Origin of the sequence: Anaerobacillus alkalilacustris (genome assembly GCF_001866005.1) — a bacterium.
GTDB classification, from domain to species: domain Bacteria; phylum Bacillota; class Bacilli; order Bacillales; family Anaerobacillaceae; genus Anaerobacillus; species Anaerobacillus alkalilacustris.
This window is the reverse complement of record NZ_MLQR01000036.1, coordinates 1-22,116: the sequence shown is the minus strand read 5'-3', so window position 1 is coordinate 22,116 and position 22,116 is coordinate 1. Positions and strand designations below refer to the sequence as shown.

At 35.6% G+C, this 22,116-nt stretch carries 14 protein-coding genes; 11 read left to right on the top strand and 3 right to left on the bottom strand.

Annotated elements, in window-relative coordinates; translation table 11 throughout:
* The first annotated feature begins 31 nt into the window (after positions 1-31).
* From BKP37_RS14770 to BKP37_RS14755, 4 genes are all read left to right on the top strand, one after another.
* Complete coding sequence (locus tag BKP37_RS14770; RefSeq protein ID WP_071310392.1) at positions 32-511, top strand: hypothetical protein; 480 nt, start codon at positions 32-34, stop codon at positions 509-511.
* Between the two features lie 506 nt (positions 512-1,017).
* A complete protein-coding gene (locus BKP37_RS14765; protein WP_071310391.1) occupies positions 1,018-2,034 on the top strand; it encodes an LCP family glycopolymer transferase in 1,017 nt (338 codons plus the stop codon).
* A gap of 170 nt (positions 2,035-2,204) precedes the next feature.
* On the top strand, positions 2,205-3,326 hold the full coding sequence (locus BKP37_RS14760; RefSeq protein ID WP_071310390.1) for a glycosyltransferase: 1,122 nt from the start codon (positions 2,205-2,207) through the stop codon (positions 3,324-3,326).
* A gap of 330 nt (positions 3,327-3,656) precedes the next feature.
* Complete coding sequence (locus tag BKP37_RS14755) at positions 3,657-7,373, top strand: S8 family serine peptidase (protein WP_071310389.1); 3,717 nt, start codon at positions 3,657-3,659, stop codon at positions 7,371-7,373.
* A gap of 389 nt (positions 7,374-7,762) precedes the next feature.
* On the opposite strand, the gene BKP37_RS14750 is transcribed toward BKP37_RS14755, so the two are convergent.
* The 3 genes from BKP37_RS14750 to BKP37_RS14740 all read right to left on the bottom strand — a co-directional run bounded on the left by BKP37_RS14750 (position 7,763) and on the right by BKP37_RS14740 (position 9,651).
* The gene (locus BKP37_RS14750) at positions 7,763-8,620 is read right to left on the bottom strand and encodes a hypothetical protein (RefSeq protein ID WP_071310388.1); all 858 of its coding nucleotides are present in this window, start codon (positions 8,618-8,620) and stop codon (positions 7,763-7,765) included.
* Positions 8,621-8,792: 172 nt separating this feature from the next.
* Entirely contained in the window at positions 8,793-9,326 is a 534-nt protein-coding gene (locus BKP37_RS14745) for a hypothetical protein (RefSeq protein ID WP_071310387.1), read from the bottom strand.
* The gene (locus BKP37_RS14740) at positions 9,310-9,651 is read right to left on the bottom strand and encodes a hypothetical protein (RefSeq protein ID WP_071310386.1); all 342 of its coding nucleotides are present in this window, start codon (positions 9,649-9,651) and stop codon (positions 9,310-9,312) included. Before BKP37_RS14740 ends, BKP37_RS14745 begins: the two co-directional genes overlap by 17 nt.
* A gap of 545 nt (positions 9,652-10,196) precedes the next feature.
* Here BKP37_RS14740 and BKP37_RS14735 point away from each other — a divergent pair.
* The 7 genes from BKP37_RS14735 to BKP37_RS14705 all read left to right on the top strand — a co-directional run.
* On the top strand, positions 10,197-11,339 hold the full coding sequence (locus BKP37_RS14735; RefSeq protein WP_071310385.1) for a glycosyltransferase: 1,143 nt from the start codon (positions 10,197-10,199) through the stop codon (positions 11,337-11,339).
* Between the two features lie 26 nt (positions 11,340-11,365).
* Positions 11,366-12,133, top strand: a complete 768-nt coding sequence (locus BKP37_RS14730; protein ID WP_071310384.1) for a glycosyltransferase family 2 protein — start codon at positions 11,366-11,368, stop codon at positions 12,131-12,133.
* A gap of 330 nt (positions 12,134-12,463) precedes the next feature.
* A complete protein-coding gene (locus BKP37_RS14725) occupies positions 12,464-13,240 on the top strand; it encodes an ABC transporter permease (protein ID WP_071310383.1) in 777 nt (258 codons plus the stop codon).
* Positions 13,241-13,256: 16 nt separating this feature from the next.
* The gene (locus tag BKP37_RS14720; RefSeq protein WP_071310382.1) at positions 13,257-14,768 is read left to right on the top strand and encodes an ABC transporter ATP-binding protein; all 1,512 of its coding nucleotides are present in this window, start codon (positions 13,257-13,259) and stop codon (positions 14,766-14,768) included.
* Positions 14,769-14,918: 150 nt separating this feature from the next.
* A complete protein-coding gene (locus BKP37_RS14715; protein ID WP_071310381.1) occupies positions 14,919-18,278 on the top strand; it encodes a glycosyltransferase in 3,360 nt (1,119 codons plus the stop codon).
* 423 nt (positions 18,279-18,701) lie between these two features.
* The gene (locus BKP37_RS14710) at positions 18,702-21,512 is read left to right on the top strand and encodes an N-acetylglucosaminidase (RefSeq protein ID WP_071310380.1); all 2,811 of its coding nucleotides are present in this window, start codon (positions 18,702-18,704) and stop codon (positions 21,510-21,512) included.
* 212 nt (positions 21,513-21,724) lie between these two features.
* Positions 21,725-22,116, top strand: a 392-nt coding sequence (locus BKP37_RS14705; protein ID WP_139193146.1) for an IS607 family transposase, incomplete at its 3' end; no start/stop codon positions are given.

Genomic DNA, 22,116 nt, shown 5'->3' with positions numbered 1-22,116 from the left:
TTTATTCCATAATAAATGGAGGGGATATAATATGAAATATTTAATCGTTCTATTATTCATGCTCACAATGATCGTTGCAGGTTGTACGTCAAATGAGCCTACGAATAATGAAGAAGACACAACTAATGATACTGAAATTATCGATGAACAAGAAAATGGTGAAGAAGATAACGCTGATGCGAATGACCCTTCAGAAAACGGCGATACCACCGATAATGGGAAAGACGAAGAGGTTAACGAAGAAAAAGGTTCTGATCCAAGCGAAAACGAGTCTAATATAGAAGAAAACGATCGTTTATTAACTGACGATGAAGCAGTTATTAAAGTGAAAGAACATTTACAGATTTTCTTTGATGACGAAGTAAGAATTGTTATCGACCGTGAAGAAGATGGCAAGTTTATTATTCAGGTATTTGATGTTGTCCCTGGTGATAATGGAGTAGGTCACTCGTCTACTAGAGGTTGGTATTCTGTAGATCGGAAAACTGGAAAAGTAGATCAAATAATTTAGATAAACCTATTTTGGGGTTTTCTCAACTAGAAATTCTCAACAAGCAATTGAAACGTTAAATAACTGAAAATATATCCACAAGCCCACTCATTTGGGCTTGTTTCTTTATGTAAGGTCGCAGCACACTTGATGCAAAAGCACTGAGTAACTGCACGGCCCTAGCCCCGAAATAGATCCCTAATTCGTGAAAATCCGCTCTGACGAATATAATCGCTTGTAAAAACATTTTCGTTTCTCTATCTGACCGAGCATCGCTTACCTTTTATGCATCAAAACTAAAATGGAAAATATATTTATTTACGAGAGGACAAAATTAAGGTAAAATACATAGGTATGTAGTATAACAGTATACATTTAAATGGTAGTATAGTAGCAATTATAATAACTTCATTTGGGCTTCCGCAAGCTAAAGGTAATTGTTGCCCCGAAATAGTAGAAGTTTTTTTATCGTAAAAAACATATCTTAGAATGCTAATTTTATATAATCAAAAAGGAGTGCTAAACTAATGGCACAATCAAGAGTGGAAAAAATGAAGCAAAAAAAGAAAAAACCGATGAACCGTTTTGTTAAAATAACACTTCTAACTTTTCTAGCATTATTTGTAGTTGCTGGTGGAGCATTCGCATATGTCATGCATAAAGTATCAAATGTTGCTTCAGGAGCGCAACAAGAGTTAGAAAGAGGGGACCGCTCTGAACTAAGGGATAACGTAGTAAACCCAATTAAGGATCCAGTTTCTGTATTGTTCCTTGGACTAGATAGCCGTGGTGGTGACTTAAGTGGACGAACAGATGCAATGGTTTTGGCGACATTTAACCCAGATGAAAACACTATAAAAATGCTAAACATTCCGAGGGATTCAAGAGTAGAACTTGCTGGTCGGGGTACAATGGATAAAATTAATCATGCTCATGCATTTGGTGGGCTTGATATGACAATCGCAACAGTCGAAAATTTATTTGATATCCCTGTAGATTATTTTGTTTCTTTAAACTTTGATGCATTTATGGACATCATTAACGAGCTAGGTGGAGTAACTGTAAATTCACCGATGACATTTACTGAAAAAGATAACGGAACCTATGGAACGATTACTATTCATGAAGGTGAGCAACACTTAAATGGACAAGAAGCGTTAGCCTACGTAAGAATGCGTAAGAGTGATCCGCGTGGAGACCTTGGACGAGGTGAACGTCAAAAGGAAGTGATCGAATCGATTATTCGTGAAGCTGCTAGCTTTAGTTCGATAACTCGCTTTGGTCCTGTTATGGATGCAGTAGGAAAGAATTTAAAAACAAATTTAAGTTTTAACAATTTAATGTCGATGCATTCTTATGCAAGTAAACTAAATGAAGTTGAATCACTTCAACTTCAAGGTGAAAATGCAATGATCAATCGAATTTATTATTACCAGTTAAATCCACAGTCAGTGATCGAAATTTCTGAAACGTTCCAGAGGCATTTAAATATTATTGAAGATGATCCGATAATCGATCAAGAAGAAAACGTTGAAAGCTGGTAATTCCAGCTTTTTTCTTTTGCTTTGAAAGGGAGAATTTCAAATATAGTTTGTTTAGATAGAGGACTTTATGACACACTATGTAGTAAAATGTGGTAAGGGACTCATGGTAGAAATGGCTGTTAGATTTAGAGTTCGCCTTTTATAAAAATTCCAAGGAAGGCTGTCTAATTATGAAAAAAGTAAAAGTATTATTTTTTATTTATCAAATGGGTGGCGGTGGTGCTGCACGCACGTTATTAAATATTATCAATAATTTAGACCGCAGTAAATTTTCACCTATGCTTGTAACGTTAAATTTCGATGGAACTTATGAAAGTGAAATAAAAGAAGACGTTACATTTATCAAGTTACCAACTAAAAGACTTAGTAAATCGATCTTTAAAATAGCAAAAATCATTAAAGAACAACATGTCGATCTCGTTTTTAGTACAATCCCACGAGTAAATACGATTGCTATTCTTGCCACAATGCTTTCGTTTTCAAAGGCAAAAAGTGTGGTGAGAGAAGCGGATAATTTAGGTGGGGATTTCAAAACAAATCTACAATTATTAGGTTTTGGAATGATGTATAAACTTTCAAATCAAGTGATCTCACTTTCTGAAGGTGTAAAAGAAAACTTAATTAATAAATATAAAGTAAAAGCCACGGATATTAAAGTGATCTACAATCCAGTTGATCTTAAAAGTATCCGAAAAAAAATGGAAAACGGTCAAATTTCTGCTGAACATCAATCAATTTTTGACTCATCCGATAAAATTATAGTGACAGCAGGTAGATTGGTCGAACAAAAAGATCAGCGCACGTTAGTAAGTGCTTTCGCCAAAGTTAATCAACAAATTAGGAGCAGGCTGGTCATTCTTGGTGAAGGGCCGTTAAAAGAAGAGTTAGAACGACAAGCTGTAGAATTAAACATTCGTGATCGTGTTCATTTCATTGGTTTTCAAAGTAATCCATACATTTATTTTGAAAAGGCAGATTTATTCGTACTTTCATCGAAACATGAAGGGTTCAGCCATGTGATTGCTGAAGCACTAGCTACAGGAACACCTGTAGTTTCAACCGATTGTAAATCAGGTCCATCAGAAGTATTGAATAAAGGCGAGTACGGGTTTCTTAGCAAAGTTGGCGATGCTGATGATCTAGCTGAAAACATGTTACACGTCTTAAGTCTAAATGACCAACAAACGATTGAAATCATTCAAAAAGGTTATGAACGTGCGTATCACTTCGAGGCAAAAAAAATCGTCCAACAATATGAAGAGGTTTTTCTTACTGTATTATCAACTAAATAATCACACATCAATCTCTCGTTGAATTATTCAATGAGAGATTTTTTTAGAATAAAAGTATGCTGTTATTATAATATACATAAACGTAGGAGAAAAGTTGTGTCTTACGAATCAGCGTAGTAAAGTTACCTACAACTATCATTAGTTTACTTCCAATTTTTTAATGCCCCACCTACACTCCAATCTTCCTAAAAAAAATCCAAAAAAACCTAAATTTCAACAGTTAAAATTCTCTAAATTCTATTATATAATAATGATTATCTATTAAAATCGATAATGAATTTCATAGTTTGCAAGTGTGCGTGTCGAAACACCAGAAAATAGGAGGGTTAAATGAAAAGGATATTATTATTGACGACATTATTAATCTTATTTTTAGTTCCAACTATTGAAGCTGAAGATCTCTCACAAAGGGTGATTATTACTTTTAAAGACGAAGTTGATGAAACTCTTGTTACAGACCTAAATGGTAGTGTCGAAAAAAAGTATGACCATATACAAGCAGTTATTGGAGAACTTCCAACTTCAGTTATCGAAGAGTTAGAAAAAAATGATCATGTTCTATCGATTGAAGTAGACCATGTCTTTAGCATACTTGGTCAAACAATTGATTGGGGAGTTGAGAGAGTCAAAGCACCACTTGCCTGGGAAAATAATCTTACAGGCGCAGGTGTAAAAGTAGCCATTCTTGATACGGGAATTGCCAACCACCCTGATTTAACGATTGCTGGTGGGGTTTCAATTATTTCTGACTCTTATCTAGATGATAATGGTCATGGAACTCATGTCGCAGGAATTATCGGGGCTAAAAACAATTTGATTGGCACGGTGGGAATCGCGCCTAACGCTAATTTGTATGCCGTCAAAGTGTTAAATCAAAATGGAGTAGGCTTTTTGTCGGATATAGTATCCGGAATTGATTGGTCCATAAGTAATAACATGGACATCATTAATTTAAGCTTAGGAAATTCAGAAGATTCTCCAACTCTTAATAATGCAGTAGATACAGCTTACGAAAATGGGATATTAGTCGTTGCTGCTGCAGGTAACAAAGGAACATCAGCTGGAAGTGGTAATACAGTAGAGTACCCAGCGCGTTATGAATCTGTTATTGCTGTAAGTGCAACCAACTCCAACAATGTTCGTGGTAATTTTTCAGCAACAGGCCCTTCTGTAGAAATCGCGGCTCCTGGTGTGAACATTTTTAGTACACATCTAAATTCTGGTTATGGTACTAACAGTGGGACGTCAATGGCTGCAGCCCACGTGTCTGGTGTATTGGCTTTAATGAAAGAAGCCCATCCGACATTATCAAATATTCAATTGAGAGAGAAACTACGGGATACAGCTCTTGATATTGGTACTGCTGGTAGAGATCAATTTCATGGTTATGGGTTAGTTCAATATGTTGATGATCAGCGAGTAAATGAAGCAAATGCATATTATGAACAAGCTATGAATGAGGAGAATTTATCAATTCGTTTACAGCTATTAATAGAAGGGTATAATACCTATCCCACTATGACGATATTTCAAGATGGGATTAGTCAAACTTTAGAGTTATTGTTTGAGTACTCTACTAACCATCATCGACAAGGAAATTATGATTTAGCTACTGAAGGTTACAATGAAATCTTAATGGCACCAGTCATTGATAACCACATTAAAACTGCTACCATTTATAATAGAAGTTATGCCTTACAGGAAAAGCGTACGCCTGAAATGTACTATTCATATGCGAGTAATCAATTTCATTTTCATGATCGTATTGCATTATTTGTTGAAGGTTTTAGCCTGTATGATGAAGCAGAGCGAGAGAAAGGACGTTTTCAAGAAGGGCTTAACCATAGTGCTCAATTGTTATTAAACTGGGCAACTCGTAAGCAAAGAGAAGGCGACCATGTCGTTGCCATCGATCGTTATGAGCGTATCTTAACAACACCTTTTATATCTCTCAATATAAAAGAAGCTTCAGAAAGTCATCATCGAACAGCACTTGTTGAACATGCGTTGAAGCAGTTCCATTTCCATGATCGCCTCGCTTTGTCGATTGATGGTTACCATAAGTACCCAAGTGATACACGCTTTAGAGAAGCGATTAATACAAGTGCTAACCACTTAATCAACTGGTCGATAGCTCGACACAGAGATGGAGATTATGAAACGGCACTTGATCGTTACCATCTTATATTGTCAGCGCCAGTATTAGCAAATCATATAAGAAGTCTAGCGATCTATCATCAAGGTTATGCTCAACAAGAGAAACGTACACCCGAACAGTATTATCAATTTGCAATTAGCAGATTTCATTTTACCGATCGCATAGATCTATTTACCCAAGGTTTTAGTATATATAGTGTGTCAGAAAGAAATACTGGAAGGTTACAAGAAGGATTAAACCAAAGTGCCCAAGCATTATTAAGTTGGGCAAACCGAAAGCGACAAGAAGGGGATAATGCGACAGCTATTAATAGTTATGAATTTATCTTATCTGCTCGATATGTAGCAGCGAATATTAAGCAAGCTGCAGAATCAAATTACAAAACTGCCCTTTACGATCATGCGATGAAGCAATTTCACTTTCATGATCGATTGACATTGGCAATTGAAGCATACAACAAGTATCCGAATGATACCCGCTTTAGAGAAGCGATCGATACAAGTGCTCAACATTTATTAAATTGGGCCGAAGCGAAGCATCGTGAAGGTAATTATGATATGGCCATTGACCGGTATAATAGGATATTATCTGCACCAACTTTAGCCAAAAATATTGAAACCCAAGCGGCTCATAATCGATTGTATGCACAGCAAAGGAAACTAACACCACAATTATATTATGACTTTTCCATTGGGCAGTTTCATTTTCATGATCGTATTGCGAAGTTTACAGAAGGATTCCAGTTATACAATCTAGCTGAACAGATCCAAGGTAAGTTTGAGGAAGGGTTAAATGCTAGTGCACAAGCGTTACTAAACTGGGCAAGTGCTCAGCATAGAAATGGTAACTTTGGAGTAGCTATAGACCGATATAAATTGATCATCAATACCCCGAAAGTAAGTAACTTGATTAAAAATACAGCTAAACAAAATTTATTATTGGCTGAACAGGGAATTGCTTTGCACCAACCGAAAAGAATTGTGAATGCAAAGGTTCAAAATTATACTTTTGCACAAATGGAAAAGGATCTAGCTCAATTACAAGCAATGTATCCGAACTTCATGGAAACAAGAGTAATTGGTAAATCATTAGATGGAAGAGATATTTATGCAGTCAAATTAGGTCATGGTAAGACAGAGGTATTTTTCAATGCTGCTTCGCATGCTCGCGAGCATATGACAACCAATGTGTTAATGAAAATGATTGACGAGTATGCTTATGCGTATGCGAAAGGAAATCATTATGGTGGTTTTAATGTTAGAAATGTCTTAAACAATACAAGCATCTGGTTTGTACCAATGTGGAATCCAGATGGGGTCACATTGGTACAACAAGGACCGGGTGCAATAAGAAGTGCTCCTCTGCGTCAAAATGCTATCAATATTAATGGGGGCAGTACTAATTTTAATAGTTGGAAAGCCAACATTAGAGGTGTTGATATTAATCGGCAGTTTCCAGCTTTGTGGGATACAATTACGAATAACCCAGGTGGACCAAGTCGGGAAAATTATAAAGGACCAAGACCGCTAAGTGAGCCAGAATCACTTGCCGTATATACTTTTGTTCTGAGCAAAAATTTTCAAACGGCTATTTCTTATCACTCTTCAGGGGAAGTTATTTTCACAAGAAACCCTGGACATGTGGCGCAGATTGTTTCGCAAAAAACAAATTATCCAATTGTAAACTTAACTTGGAGCAATAGTGGAGGTGGTTTTTCTGATTGGTTTGTTTTGGAACAAAAAAAGCCAGGATTAACGCCGGAAATTTCACCACATGTTGGACCAAGACCGGTTCCAGTGGCTAACTGGGATCGTGTTTGGAACCAAAACAATACAGTTGGACTTATTGTGGCAGATGAAGCATATAGAAACAAAACGTTAAAAAGATAATCGTACGTAAATAGGGAAAGGGATTAGAGTCAAAAGCGCTCTAGTTCCTTTTTTATGTGTGGAGATTAATCGTCTTGCATACCTATTCCAATTTTATTTATCGAAAATAAATTGTTAATTAATAGAATCTGTAACCGGTATCTAACTTTTTGAGTCATTAAAATAATACAGGTGTTAGCATTTTTAAAACTTTATTCTTTTCAGTAAATCCTTCACCTAAGTCAAAAAACACCTCTGATTTTGAGGGCACTGAAAAAGTGAATGTTTTTGAAAAACGAATGATTATAGGGGGGCGAAAATGTCTCCCTAGCTCTCAAACGAGCCTTAGAAGCGATTCTAGAGGCTCGTTTTTTGAATATTATTTTTCAGATAAAAAAATTTGGACTTTATCAGCAGTCTCCTGATTTTGCCCCGTTTTCTGAACTTTGTAGAACGACTAATACCACTTCCCTTGCTGATGAAAAGTCAAAATCTTGATCAACAAATACAAAATTAGGGTCGTTTCCAGTCCCTTTATAAATTGTATAACTATCATAACTTTCCATTGTCTGTACCCACTTGTTGGGGGTAAGTCCTTGTTCTCCATTTTCTGAAATATTAACCTTTTCACCATCAACCATGAAGTAGATGGGTCCTAATTTAAAACATTCTTCCTGATTGGTAGGATCAATTCTGATTTTTTTGAACTTCGCTGATGGTAAAATATATATCTCTTCTTTTGGTTTACTAGGAAGCATATTTATTTTTTCATTAAACAGTTTGATTCCACGAATGTTAGTAAGTAATTCAATGTTTTCAGGATTGCCTTCATATTTAGACTCATATTGGTTTGTTAAAAGATACTGAATTTCAATCAAACTAAGAATTTCCTTTGCATCAATTACACTAGAAATTTTACTTTTGTCATCAAATACCGCACTTAATCGATCAAAATCAACTATATCAAATAACCCTGTGTACCTTGATCCGAGCAAAAATTCTCTAATTTGGTCCCAGCCTTGATCCATAAAATCCCATTGCCAAGTAACTAAATTTTTACTTTGCAATTGTCTAGGTGGTTCAAATGGTTCAGAAATTGATAATCCGTCTAAATAAGGTGTTAACCGCTCGTCCCATTTAGCCCCAAGGAATGGCATCGAAACTAATTTTGGATATAACCTTTTTATTATTTCAAAGTGGAATCTCGCAATATGCCTTAACGTGTGTTGACCGAAATAGGCAATTTGTGCTGCTTTCAAATTAGCCATTGGAAAGATTCTTATATTTGAAAATGTATTTTCGGCTGACCTGATCACATCGAAAATCGATTTTCCATATAAATATAGTCGCTAATACTATTTAAATCTATTCCTTTTTTTATATTTTTGATCAACAATATTACGTATTGTTTCTTCTTGAAAGTTGATATATTCATAATACCTAGAGGGTCCGTCTTCTGTTGATAATTTTTAAGAATACTATATGCTTGGAAAAGTCCATTAATTTCAACTTTAGAATGAGCTTTAACAAATTTAGAGTATATTTCTCCACCCATACCGTTGATTTCAATACTACTACCAGTTGCTGGATCACTGAAACCATCCCAAGGGAAATAGATCCCTCAAATCTAAAGGCGTGGTATTTTAACTTTCCCCAAGTTTTATTTAAGTCAAATTGAGCAGGGTTTGAGCTTTGTGCTGTGTGATCTAACCCTAGTTCTTTACATATATAAGCAGCAATTTCAATTTCTGGGGAGCCTTCTCTACCACTAGAAAAAATACTATCTATTTTTTCTACTAAGCCTGTATTTAATGAAAATACAAGGTTTACTCTTGAAACCTTTCCACCAGTTAGAGACATTCTGAGCTTTTTTGTAGGGAGTTTTTTTAATTGTAGGCTTTGTTTCACTAATTCATTTGTAATGTCATCAAAATCGCGGTCAGTTAGCTCTCTTTGACTACTTGCTCCATACATGCTCACGAAACTCGTGAATCGATACATTTTTACCGATTTCTATATAAGTTCCTGGAACCAATTTTTTTACACCTGAAAAAAAAGCTTCTTCTCTAATAATACTTGCTTGTCCAGGTAACCAAGATAAAGCCTCTAAATTATATTGGAAGTGTTCCGTTTGTTGGGATAATGCCAGCAAAAACTGACGGTTAGAAACGGCAGTAACATACTCGTTTTTAAAATAAAAAAGTGGAGATAACCCAGAGAAGTCACAAAATGCTGTAATTTTCCCTTTAGCTGAATAAGCTACACTGTATGTACCATTTACATTTTCATGATTTTTCAACGCCGTACTTAATCTATGTAGAAATAAAATGATTTACTCCATCTTTCGACTTCTTGATTATCGAAGTACGGTAAACCACTATACACCAAGCATTCCTGATCGTTAAAATATACATGATCCTTGTGTTGAAAATTACCAGAGTGGTGGTTTTCTACTGAAAATACTAGTATATTCTCAGGTAATTCATATGCGTGTACTTTATGACCTTTTAAAGGTACAAAGTTTAGGCCTTTTTTTAGTACCCTTTCTTTTATTTTCTCTCCTGACTTTTTAAACTTACAAATATAAACTTATTCAAACAATTACCTCCAAACTAAATTTTACGGTTTCGAATGGTACAACCTGAAGCACATAGTTTAGTGGGGGAAGTTGGCTCATTTCAACCTGTAGATCTAAGAGAGTTGCGGTTTCAGTAATGACGATTCCTAAAAGCTGCACTACCTATAGAAAAAACTTGATAGTTACCGTAAGTATCGGTATTGTAAAGAGTGTTGATTTATTTTGTTATTACAAATTTTTTGAATGACCGTTGGAGGTGCCTGACATTGAAAGATAGTAAAACTGTTGTGCATATTTCAACAGTACATAATCCGGAAGACCCAAGGATATTCCATAAAGAATGCCAAACACTTAAGAAGGCTGGCTTCGATGTTCGCTTCATCGTTTCAACTACTGAGGAAACGAAACCAAATTCCGATGTTAAGATTATCCCATTAAAAAAATATAAAAATAAGCTGTCAAGAATGCTTTTCTCGACTATAGAAGCATATAGAAAGGCGCGGAAACAAAAGGCAGATTATTATCATATTCATGATCCGGAATTATTGCCTGTTGCATGGCTATTAAAAACTAAACGAAATGTAGTTATTTACGATATTCATGAAGACTATGAAACGAGTATAATGCAAAAAGAGTATTTACCGAAGTTTCTCCGAAAATTTATTGCTAACGCTTATAAAATGGTTGAACAAGCATTTTCAAAAAACTTGGAGCTTTGTTTAGCGGAAAAATATTATAAAGAAAAATATCCAAGAGGAACATGTATATTAAATTATCCAATCCTTAACAAAACCATGATGAATCGAGAGCGCAAGAGTACAACCATCGACAGTCCTCTTCTTTATACCGGTAATCTATCGGTGGAAAGAGGTGCACTCATTCATGCGACACTCCCAAGAATAGATGAGCGTTTGTTCGTATATTTTTATGGACGTTGCCCACAAAAATTAGCAACCAAAATGTACGAGATCGCAGGCAATAAAAAGGAGCAACTAAAGCTAAAGGGTATCGATCAGTATGTACCGAAAAAGGAAATCGACGATGCGTATATGAGTCAAAGCTGGTTAGCGGGTATTGCATTGTTTCCACCAACGGAGCATTATATGCGAAAAGAACTTACCAAGTTTTTTGAATATATGAGTGCAGGTATTCCGATCGTATGTTCAAACTTTCCTGTATGGAAGGATTTTGTGGAAAAGTATTCTTGTGGCCTAGTTGTTGATCCTTACGATGAGAATCAAATAAAGAAAGTGATAGAATATTTACGTGAAAATCCGAATGAGGTGAAGAAAATGGGCAACAATGGTAAAAAAGCAGTGCAGAGTGAGTTGAATTGGGAGAAAGAAGGAGAGAAGTTAGTTGTGTGGTATAACGAGATTTGGGAGAGGAAGTACAAATTTGGTGAGTAATAGTTCGTTATATGGAGATGAGAGCAATGTCTAAACGAGTGCACGAGCCAATTATTTCAGTTATTACACCAGCTTATAACACGGCAAAATTTATTCGTGAAACGATGGATTCCGTCATCGCTCAGACATATTCTAGTTGGGAAATGATTATTGTAGATGATTGTTCGAGTGATGACACGGTGAACATTGTTCAACAATATGAACAGAAGGATACTAGAATTCAATTGATTACGTTACAGGAAAATAGTGGCCCTGCAGTTGCTAGAAATACAGCAATCCGACATGCAAAAGGGCGTTACTTAGCGTTTATAGATAGTGATGATCAGTGGATGCCGGATAAATTAGAAAAACAATTGCGGTTTATGGAAGATCGGCAAATTGCCTTTAGTTTTACAGAATATATGAACATCAACGAAGATGGAAGCGAAACGAACATCATCAACCACGCACCAGAAAGTGTTACATATGAAAGTTTGTTAAAAAACAATGTGATTGGCTGCTTAACGGTAATGTTAGATACGAAAATGGTCGGTCATGTAGAGATGGTCAATATTCGGACGAGACAGGATTATGTATTATGGCTCAACTTAAGTAAAAGAGGCTTTACTCCCTATGGTCTGCAAGAGGTGTTAGCGAAATACCGAATAGTAGGGAATTCTGTATCGAGCAACAAGTTGAAGGTAGCCAAGCAAAATTGGAAAGTGTATCGAGAGGTTGAAAGATTAAGCTGGATGAAAAGTGCTTGGTATTTTATGTTCTATGTGAGCTACAAGCTTAAAAAATATATGAAATAGTTACCAGTGAAATAGAATTCCCCAAAGTATTTAAGTAAACCCTCAAAATGGAGGGGGAAAATTGGATTCTGTACCACTAGATTCAACTAGGAATATCGAAGGTTCTTCGATATAGTAAAAGGGTTATTAAAAAATAAACCTAGACATATTGTAACAATATGTAATAATAGTAATTGGAATTTCGGGGAGTCATAATATTATTAATTGAGGTAAGAACCGTTTGTTCGGTCTTCTAGTGCTTGGAGTCTTATCTAGAGGCTCCGTATATTTGTTTAATGTTATGGTCAATGCCAATTTGCAAAAACTATGTAGGCGGTGTATTGAAAAATTATGCGTCAATATATAAATGAAATGTTGAAAAGAAAAGATCTTTTACTATATCTTGTAAAATCTGGATTGAAGGCAGATAATCGTAATAGTTATTTAGGGTATTTTTGGTGGCTATTAGATCCTCTATTGAATGTAGTCGTCTATTACTTTTTAATGGTGATTATTTTAGGTAGAGGAGGAGAGAATTATGCCGTTTATCTCGTCATTGGTTTAGTTGGGTGGAGGTGGATTAATACAACGATTAGTACTTCTGCTAAAGCAATTACGAGATACTCTTCCATCATTAACCAAGTTTATTTGCCGAAATCTATATTTCCATTAGCTACATCTTTTACTCAATTGTTTAATTTTGGCTTTGGTCTTATTGTGATTTTACTATTTTTGGCTATTTATGGGATTATCCCGGGGTGGCAAGTGATTTATCTGCCATTTATTATTATAATACAGTTATTATTTTTACTTGCAATGAGTATGTTTGTAGCATATAGTTGCGTGTTTATTAGAGATATCGATAACATTTTGTCACATATCTTGCGTCTAGTTTTCTACGCTTCCCCTATTATTTGGGAGGGTAGTATGTTGCCAGAAAGATTTAATTGGATTGTTGCTATTAATCCTTTTGCTATTATTTTAGACTCTTATCGTGCAGTTTTAATTTGGCAAAGCAGTCCACAACTTCTAGGTCTTTTCGTGATCGGTTTATTCTCTTTAGCAGCAATTATTGTATTGTTTTATTACTATAGTCGAAATGAACACAAAATTATTAAAGCACTATAAAAAGAGGTTTTAAACTATGTCTTTAATAGAAAAAAACAGTATTATTAATCCGAATGAAGTCGTTATACAAGCCAAAAACTTGGGGGTTTCCTTTGTTTCTGGTTATCGTAAGGATGACTATAAATCGCTCATATTTAATCGTCTACGAAATAAGAAAGTAGAAAAACACACAAAAATTTGGCCTTTAAAGAAATTAAATTTTAAAGCTTACAAGGGTGAAGTGCTAGGAATTATCGGTTCCAATGGTTCAGGGAAAACGACATTATGCAAGCTAATTTCAGGAATCCTACATCCCGATGAAGGGAAATTGTTGGTTGATGGAAAGGTTTCAGCCCTGTTCTCTTTAGGTATGGGCTTTAATAAGGAGTTAACGGGTCGGGAAAATGTGTATTTGAATGGAATGATGCTAGGGATTGAAAAAAAACGCATTAGCGAATTTATCGATGAAATTCACGAATTCTCGGGTATTGGTCGTTTTCTCGATCAACCGATGAAATATTATTCAAGTGGTATGAGAGCAAGGCTTGGATTTAGTGTTGCTGCTTATTTAGAGCCTGAAATCTTAATTTTGGATGAAGCACTAAATACAGGGGACAAGGAATTTAGTATGAAGGCGGCTGTGAAAATAAAGGAGCTTGTTAATAAGGCAAAAATGGTAATCATTGTTACCCATAGCCTTGGTTTTGCAGAGAGAAATTGTGATCGTTTGATGTGGTTAGACAAGGGTGTTATAAGGGAAATAGGACATCCAAAAGAGGTCATCGAAAAGTATCGAGCGACGGTACCAGAAAGAAAACCGAGAAAGCAACCAAAGTTAGATATTAGCAAGACAGAAGCAGTTATTAAAGACCAAACAGTGGTGAAGGCAAAAAATGTTGGGGTTTCTTTCCAAATGAAAAAGGAAACATTTTGGGCATTGAAAAATGTGAGCTTTGAGATCAAAGAAGGCGAAGTGATTGGGATAATCGGCCACAATGGTGCAGGAAAAAGTACGATGTGTCGACTACTAACGAAAATCTTAACGCCTGAAGAGGGAGATCTTCAGTTAAACGGTGAAACAACTGCCCTTCTTGGGTACGGTACGGGGTTTAATTCTCAATTAACGGGAAAAGACAATATTTTTTTAAATGGGATGCTACTAGGGATACCAAAGCAAAGAGTAGAGAGAGATTATGAGAAGATTGTCCAATTTTCAGAACTAGGAAAAGTCATTGACAAACCAGTTAAGCAATATTCTAGTGGGATGAGAGCAAGATTAGGCTTTAGTATTGCAGCTACGTTAAAACCTGATATCTTTATTATAGATGAAGCTTTGTCCACCGGTGATATGGAATTTCAAAATAAAGCAAGTGAAAAAATACAAGAAATGATTGAAAGCGCAAAAGCAGTGATCATTGTTTCTCATAGCATGGGCTTTGTAGAAAAAGTATGTACAAGGGCGATCTGGTTAAATAAAGGTCAAGTTTTATTTGATGGTGACCCAAAAGAGGCCGTCGAGCAGTATAAAAAGTATATTGAAAAAAAATGATTGTAAGAAATTAGTCATTAATCCCAAAGCATAACGATGTAAAAAACAGTCTTGGTAGAAATAATAAGAATGAGAAATGAATTAAATTTAGTATGAATTGTATAGTCATTTGAAAAACTAAGCTCAAAGGGAGATTGGAGGCCAAAAAAGATGAATAGGTTTTGGGATATTATAATTGAACCTCTATTAAAAATAATAAACGCGAAAACTATTGTAGAAGTGGGAGCACAAAGAGGATTAAATACGGTTAATCTCCTTGAATATTGCAAACAAAATGAAGGAATCTTGCATACGGTTGACCCTGTACCAATGTTTGATTATGAATCCATGGAGAAAGAAAACGGAGGTCATTTTAAGTTTTATAAAGAATTAAGTTTGAGTGCCTTGCCGAAAATGTCAGATTATGAAGCGATATTGATCGATGGTGATCACAATTGGTATACCGTATACCACGAACTAGAAATCATTGGCAGGCAGTTTAAAGACGATAAATTTCCAGTCGTTTTCTTACATGATATAGGTTGGCCATATGGAAGAAGAGATTTATATTATAATCCAGAAAATATACCTGATTACTATCGACAACCTCATAAGAAGTTGGGGTTATTACCAGGAAATGTGAATTTGGTAGAAAAAGGATTAAATCCACATTTGGAGCATGCCATTTATGAAAACAATCCAAGGAACGGTGTATTAACGGCAGTTGAGGACTTTATACAACATACAAACCATGGGTTAAGTTTATTTAGGGTTCAAGCGTTTTTTGGTTTAGGTATCCTTTGTCCGAAGCATTTAGAAGCAGACATTCAACAATTTTTGACAGATTTACATGTTCAGGAATTACTGATTACCCGGATGGAAGAAGAGAGAATTGATCAATTAATTAAAATTGAAGAATTGAAGCGAACTTATCAAGAAAAGAAAGCACAAGTCGAAAAATTATATATAGAAACAAAAGACTTAAAGGAACAAACTGTACTAAAAGAGGAAATGGATACGGTCCTTGCCGAGATGGAAAGTTTATTAGAAAAAATAGACTTCCTTTCAAGAGATAAACAGGAATTATTATCGCAAATTAATGTGATCGCAAATGAAAAAGAAGCTCTAACAAAGCAACTAAACAAGGCGTCATTGGAAAATGACACGCAAATAAAACAACTGCAATTAGAAAATAAAAGTTTGAAATCGAAAAATATAAAGCTGACTCAAGCCGTTCAAAAAAGCAAACGGAAAATCAAAGAAACTAAGGCATCTTTCCGTTACCAATTTGGAGAAATTTTCGCATCGGCAGCAAAGCCATCGATTAATACCTTAAAATTCCCTGTCCGCCTATTAAAATTATTTTTTCGAACGCTTAAGAGAAAATTTAAGGGGACGAATCAGAACGAAAAAAGGAATACGCAAATGGACATAAAGAAGTCGGAAAAGCGGGCTATAAAAGCTATTCCTCAATCATTTCCGAATATTGTAGATATCGTCATTCCAGTATATAACGCCTTAGATGAATTAAAGGAATGTGTGGCAAGTTTACAAAAATATACAAAGTTTCCTCATCGAATTATTTTAATTAATGATAAATCACCTGATCCAAACGTAAGCGTTTATTTACAATCGATTAGCATTAACGAAAATATTATTGTACTGGAAAATGAGCAAAACTTAGGTTTTATTGGTTCTATTAATAGAGGGTTCGAGTATTCATCCAACGACGTCGTCATTTTAAATAGTGATACTCGTGTTACGAGCGAATGGTTACGAAGTCTAGTTGTTTGTGCGTATTCAATGAAAGAAATCGGCACAGTAACACCAGTAAGTAATGCTGCTGGACCATTTTCTGTTCCGAAATTCAATGAGAATTTAGATTTAAAAGCCGGCTATACCGAGCATGATTACGCTAAAATGATCGCTAAGTATTCCGAGCGTAACTACCCAGAGGTACCAACAGGAAACGGTTATTGTATGTATATTAAGCGAGTTGTCATCGATCAAGTAGGTAACTTTGACACTGCCTTTGGGAAAGGTTATTGTGAAGAAAATGATTTCTGTATGAGAGTCTTAAAAAGTGGTATGACCAATGTGATTGATGATAGTACTTTTGTTTACCACCAGCGTACCGTGTCATTTAGCAGTGAAGAAAAACAAAAGCTGATCCAAGAAAATCGCCGTATCCTTGATGAAAAGCATCCCGAATATACAGAGCTCGTAAGAAAGTTTATTGCCGAAAACCCATTGAGCTACCTACAGGAAAAGATGCAAGAAGAATTTGAAGGGAAAAGTGAGCAAACTTTTAAGAGAAATTCATTGTTTGTTCTGCATAAAGGCAGTGGTGGAACTCCGCTTACAAACTTAGACTTATTAAGAAATATTCGTGATACGTATCAGCCATTTGTATTAACTAGTGACCGAAAAGAATTAGAGCTATATAAGTTAGAAAACAACGGAGACTTAAAGTTGATTTTTAAAATTGCTTTCTTAAAGGAAATTTCCGTGAAAGATTTTAGCCGCTTTGATTATAAACACATTTTAACAAACATTATTCATAAATTTGATATTTCTAAAATTCATGTTCGTCATTTACTTGGTCATACCTTTGATATCCCAACGATAGCAAAAGAAATGAATATCCCAATCGTTTTATCATTCCATGATTTTTACTTTATTTGTCCGACGATCCAGCTATTAGATGATAAAAAGACATATTGCGCTGGTGCGTGTACACAAGGACAAGGGAAATGTCATTATCCGAAGGGCTGGTTCCCAGATATGCCTGATTTAAAGCACAATTGGATTTATCAGTGGCGAGAAGAGGCCGGTAAAATGTTTGCGAATGTCGATGTGTTTATTACTACATCTGAATACTCAAAGGAAAGGTACTGCACTGTGTATCCGGATTTGAGAGAAAAGCCGTTTCATGTTATTGAACATGGAAGAGACTTTGAATTAACATTGGATGTTGCTGTACCACCAGAAAGAGATAAAAAGATAAAAATCGTAAGTTTTGGAGGCCTAAATCTCCAAAAAGGTTCGAAGCTATTGATTGGTTTAATGGAGTTAGATAAAAAACGTGAAAACCGCATTGAACTGCATTTGTTAGGTAAAGTCGCAGATAAAAAGCTAGAAGAGGTAGCGATTTCTCATGGGGAATATGAACGTGATGAGCTTCCTATCCTATTAGAAGGAATTCGTCCAAACTTATCAGCTGTATTCTCGATCTGGCCAGAAACGTATTGTCATACATTAACGGAATCTTGGGCGTTAGGATTGCCTACTTTAGTTACTGATATAGGTACCTTGCGTGAACGAGTGGTAAAAAGCGATGCTGGTTGGTTAGTTGATGTGAACAATATCGAAGAAATTTACAATAAGATTTTATATATCGCTGATGACCCAGACGAATACCACCGTGTTAAGGAGAAGGTAGATCAGTTAAGATTCCCAAGCACATTAGAGATGTCGAAGCAATATGCAGAAGTTTATCGAGATCTTTGCGGTTTGAAAGTATTTAGTTAAAAATCTACTAAGAAGTCCAACACTGTTAGCAACTTTCCTTATTGTGTAGAAAATCCTTATATTAAGGACAAGCTCTATAACGAAAAGTGAAAAAAGCCCGCGTTCGGGCTTTTTTCTTTTATAACTAAGAAAACAATGTATCACTTAAAACTTACCGATAAACATGAATATTTTATCAAAAAAAGTAAGAACGGTGATTTTATGGATTTTTAGAACCTTCATCAAAAAGTGGAAAGATGTCCCCTTGGAAAAGTTGTCGAAATGTATTAAGATAATAAAGGTTAATAGTTGTTAGATTAGTAATATTTGGATGTTGTAATATTGTAGTTTATAAGGCTACTAATTATTTATAAAGGAAGAAAATATAGGGTTTTGCCTTGTAGGCTTTTCAAAGGAAAATATAAAAAGGAGTGACGTTTAATATTGGCTAATAAAAAACATAATATTGTAGCTTTGGCAACAGCATTTAGTGTTTTTGTACAACCTCTGAGTATTTATGCTGCAGATGGAACTAGTGTCGACTTGAAGAAAGAAGAAACCGAAATAGTTTTGCTTTCTAATCAAGAAGAAACAGAAGTTGCACCTAAAGAAGAACAAGAAGTAATGACGACTGACAACGAAGAGGTAGAGGAAAAAGAGAGCCTGGAAGATGAGGAAGAGAAACAAGATGAAGCCTCTTTGGTTGAAACCATTAAAGAAGAAATAAAAGAGGAAGATCCTCTTGTTGATACTAGCAAGGAAGATACACCTGAGATAGAGGAAGCTACGACTGTTCTAGAGGAAGAGAAGCAAATAGAAGAAGTTATTGTTGAAGCGAAAAGTACAGAAACAGTTGAAATAACTGCAGATCAATGGCTCGAGCATGCACTAGGACAATTTCACTTTTTTAACCGCCTGGCTTTATCGATTGAAGGGTACTATAAATTTCCTCAGGATACAAGATTCGTAGACGCTATAAATACGAGTGCTCGTTCGTTATTAAATTGGGCTGTTCGTAGACAGAACGATGGGGACTTTGTAACAGCGATCGATAGCTATGAACGAATTTTGGCAGCACCATCTGTACTAAATGCTAGTATGAGACAAGAGGCGATGAATCATCATAAGAGTGCACTTCATGCTCATGCTATGAAGCAATTTCACTTTCATGATCGCCTTGCTTTGTCAATTGAGGGGTATAACACCTATCCAAACGACACACGCTTTGTACAAGCCATTAATACAAATGCACAAGCATTATTGAATTGGACGATTTCAAGACATCAGGCAGGGGAATATGCAATTGCAGCAGATCGCTATAACCGAATATTATCTTCCCCTGTTTTAGCGGCAAATATACGAAATACTGGAACGTATAATAACAGCTATGCAACGCAACAGAAGCGTACACCTGAAATGTATTATGATTTTGCGATTAAACAATTTCATTTTCATGACCGGATCGATCGATTTGTAGAAGGTTTTCAATTCTATAATGCAGCTGAACAGACAGCAGGGCGCTTTAACGAAGGATTACATGCTAGTGCCCAGCATTTATTGAACTGGTCCATCCGTAAGCAAAACGATGGGGACGTTGATACGGCGATTAACCGTTACGAGTACCTTTTATCTGTATCAAGGTTAAATGCAAGCTTTCGACAGACGGTAGAAACTCGTCATCGAGAAGCCCTGTACCATAATGCACTTAAGCATTTCCATTTTACAGAACGTCTTGTGCAGTCGATCAAAGGGCATCAAATGTATCCTACTGATGATCGCTTTGTTCAAGCAATCAGTACAAGTGTGCATACATTATTAAATTGGACACTGCCTAGACATCGAGCGGGTGATTATGAGGTCGCTGTTGATCGTTACAACCTAATTTTAACTTCTCCGATATTGGCAGCTAATGTAAGAGAACTTGTTATCTATAATAAGGGCTACGCGGAGCAGCAAAAGAGAACGCCTGAAATTTATTATGAGTTTGCTGCTGGTCAATTTCATTTTCATGATCGCTTAGCGTTATTCTCTCAAGCGCTGGATATATACGATGAAGAAGAGATCATTACTGGAAAGTTTCATGAAGGTATTTACCAAAGTGCCAGACACTTAATCAACTGGAGTAAAAATCAACAAAACCAAGGGAACTTTAGTGTTGCAATTGATCGTTATCAGCGAATCATTAATGCAAAGCACGTCCCTCAAGTAATTAAAAATGAAGCACAATATTTATTAGAACTTGCTCAAAATGGAGAAAATGCACCGATTCGAATTGAAATTTCGAGACACGTTGATTATGGAATGACGTTAACTCAAATGGCTGATCTTCAGTGGGATCGCTTTAGAGCTCCACAAGTTTGGGCAACTGCAAGAAATGGTTTTGTGCATAGAGATTTTATTACGACGCAAACAAATAGTAATGGAAATACTATTTATCGAGTAAACTTAACGAATACTAGTGGTACTCTAAATGTTAGAGAGACAGCAAGCTCTAGTGGAAATCGAATTGGTTTTCTATGGCATAACCAAGCGGTCAATTTCTTACGAACAAATGGAGATTGGTATGAAATTAGACTTGGAGTTTGGCAAAATGCTGAAAAAAATCAAGTGGCTCAGTTTGCTAACCCTGCTAACAATAGTAGATTTCAACACCTTGTCTTAACAGAAAGTGTAAACCTTCCAGCCTCTGAATTGAATAAGCTTTTACAAGGAAGAGGTACGTTAGATAGTACTGCCTCTACATTTATTGAAGCCGGTCGCAGAAATAATGCGAATGAAATTTATTTAATTTCTCACGCTTTATTAGAGACAGGGAATGGTGGCTCAAGATTAGCGAGAGGAATCTTTGTAGATGAAAATGGAGAAGCATTTACGAAAACAGTTAATAATACAACTGTCGGTATTACCGACGCGAATGAATTGACAGCAAGTCAGTTAAATAGAGCGACGAGAGTCTATAATATGTTTGGTATTGCCGCATTTGATAGTTGTCCGGATGTTTGTGGTGCACGTCATGCATTTGAACAAGGTTGGACAACACCAGAAAAGGCTATTCTCGGTGGTTCTGCATGGATTGCTAGTCGTTACCTTAATAGCGGTAAAGATACACTATATAAGATGAGATGGCAACCAACAGGAACTGGTCAATATGCAACAGATGTCAATTGGGCAGCTCACCAAGCAAATAGAATGGAAAACTTTTATAACCAATTGACGAACTACACAGCATATTTTGATTATCCGACATTTAGATAAAGTATTTGCTAGATTACTAGTATAGTATAAAAAAATCCTACGTTCATTACTTGAACGTAGGATTTTTTTTCAATAGAAAGGCAGAATTATGGGGCTCTATAACAGTTTAGTTAAAAATATTTAATCTTATCTAAAATTCACTATTTTAGGTAAGATTTTTTATTCAAATAATTAATAGGTTGTTATAAAATGGTTTTATAGGAGGTGTTTTCATGTATACACTAAAAGAAGCCGCAAACATTTTAGGGGTTTCTAGTTCCACGTTACGTAGGTGGGAAAAAGAAGGTAAAATTACTTCAACAAGAACTTCCGGAGGGCACAGGAGATACACTACCGAAGATTTATCTAACGTTAATAAAAATAAAGTTAAAAATCCTAAAATGACTATAGGATATTGTAGGGTTTCTTCTTCAGACCAAAAAGATGACTTGAAAAGACAAGTTCAAAATGTTAGTCAATATTGCACTGCTAATGGTTACTCTTTCAAAATTGTTGAAGATTTAGGTAGTGGATTAAATTACAACAAAAAAGGATTGAAAGAGTTGATTGTTTTGATAGAGTCCAATAAAGTTGAACGTATTGTCATAAACTATAAAGATAGGTT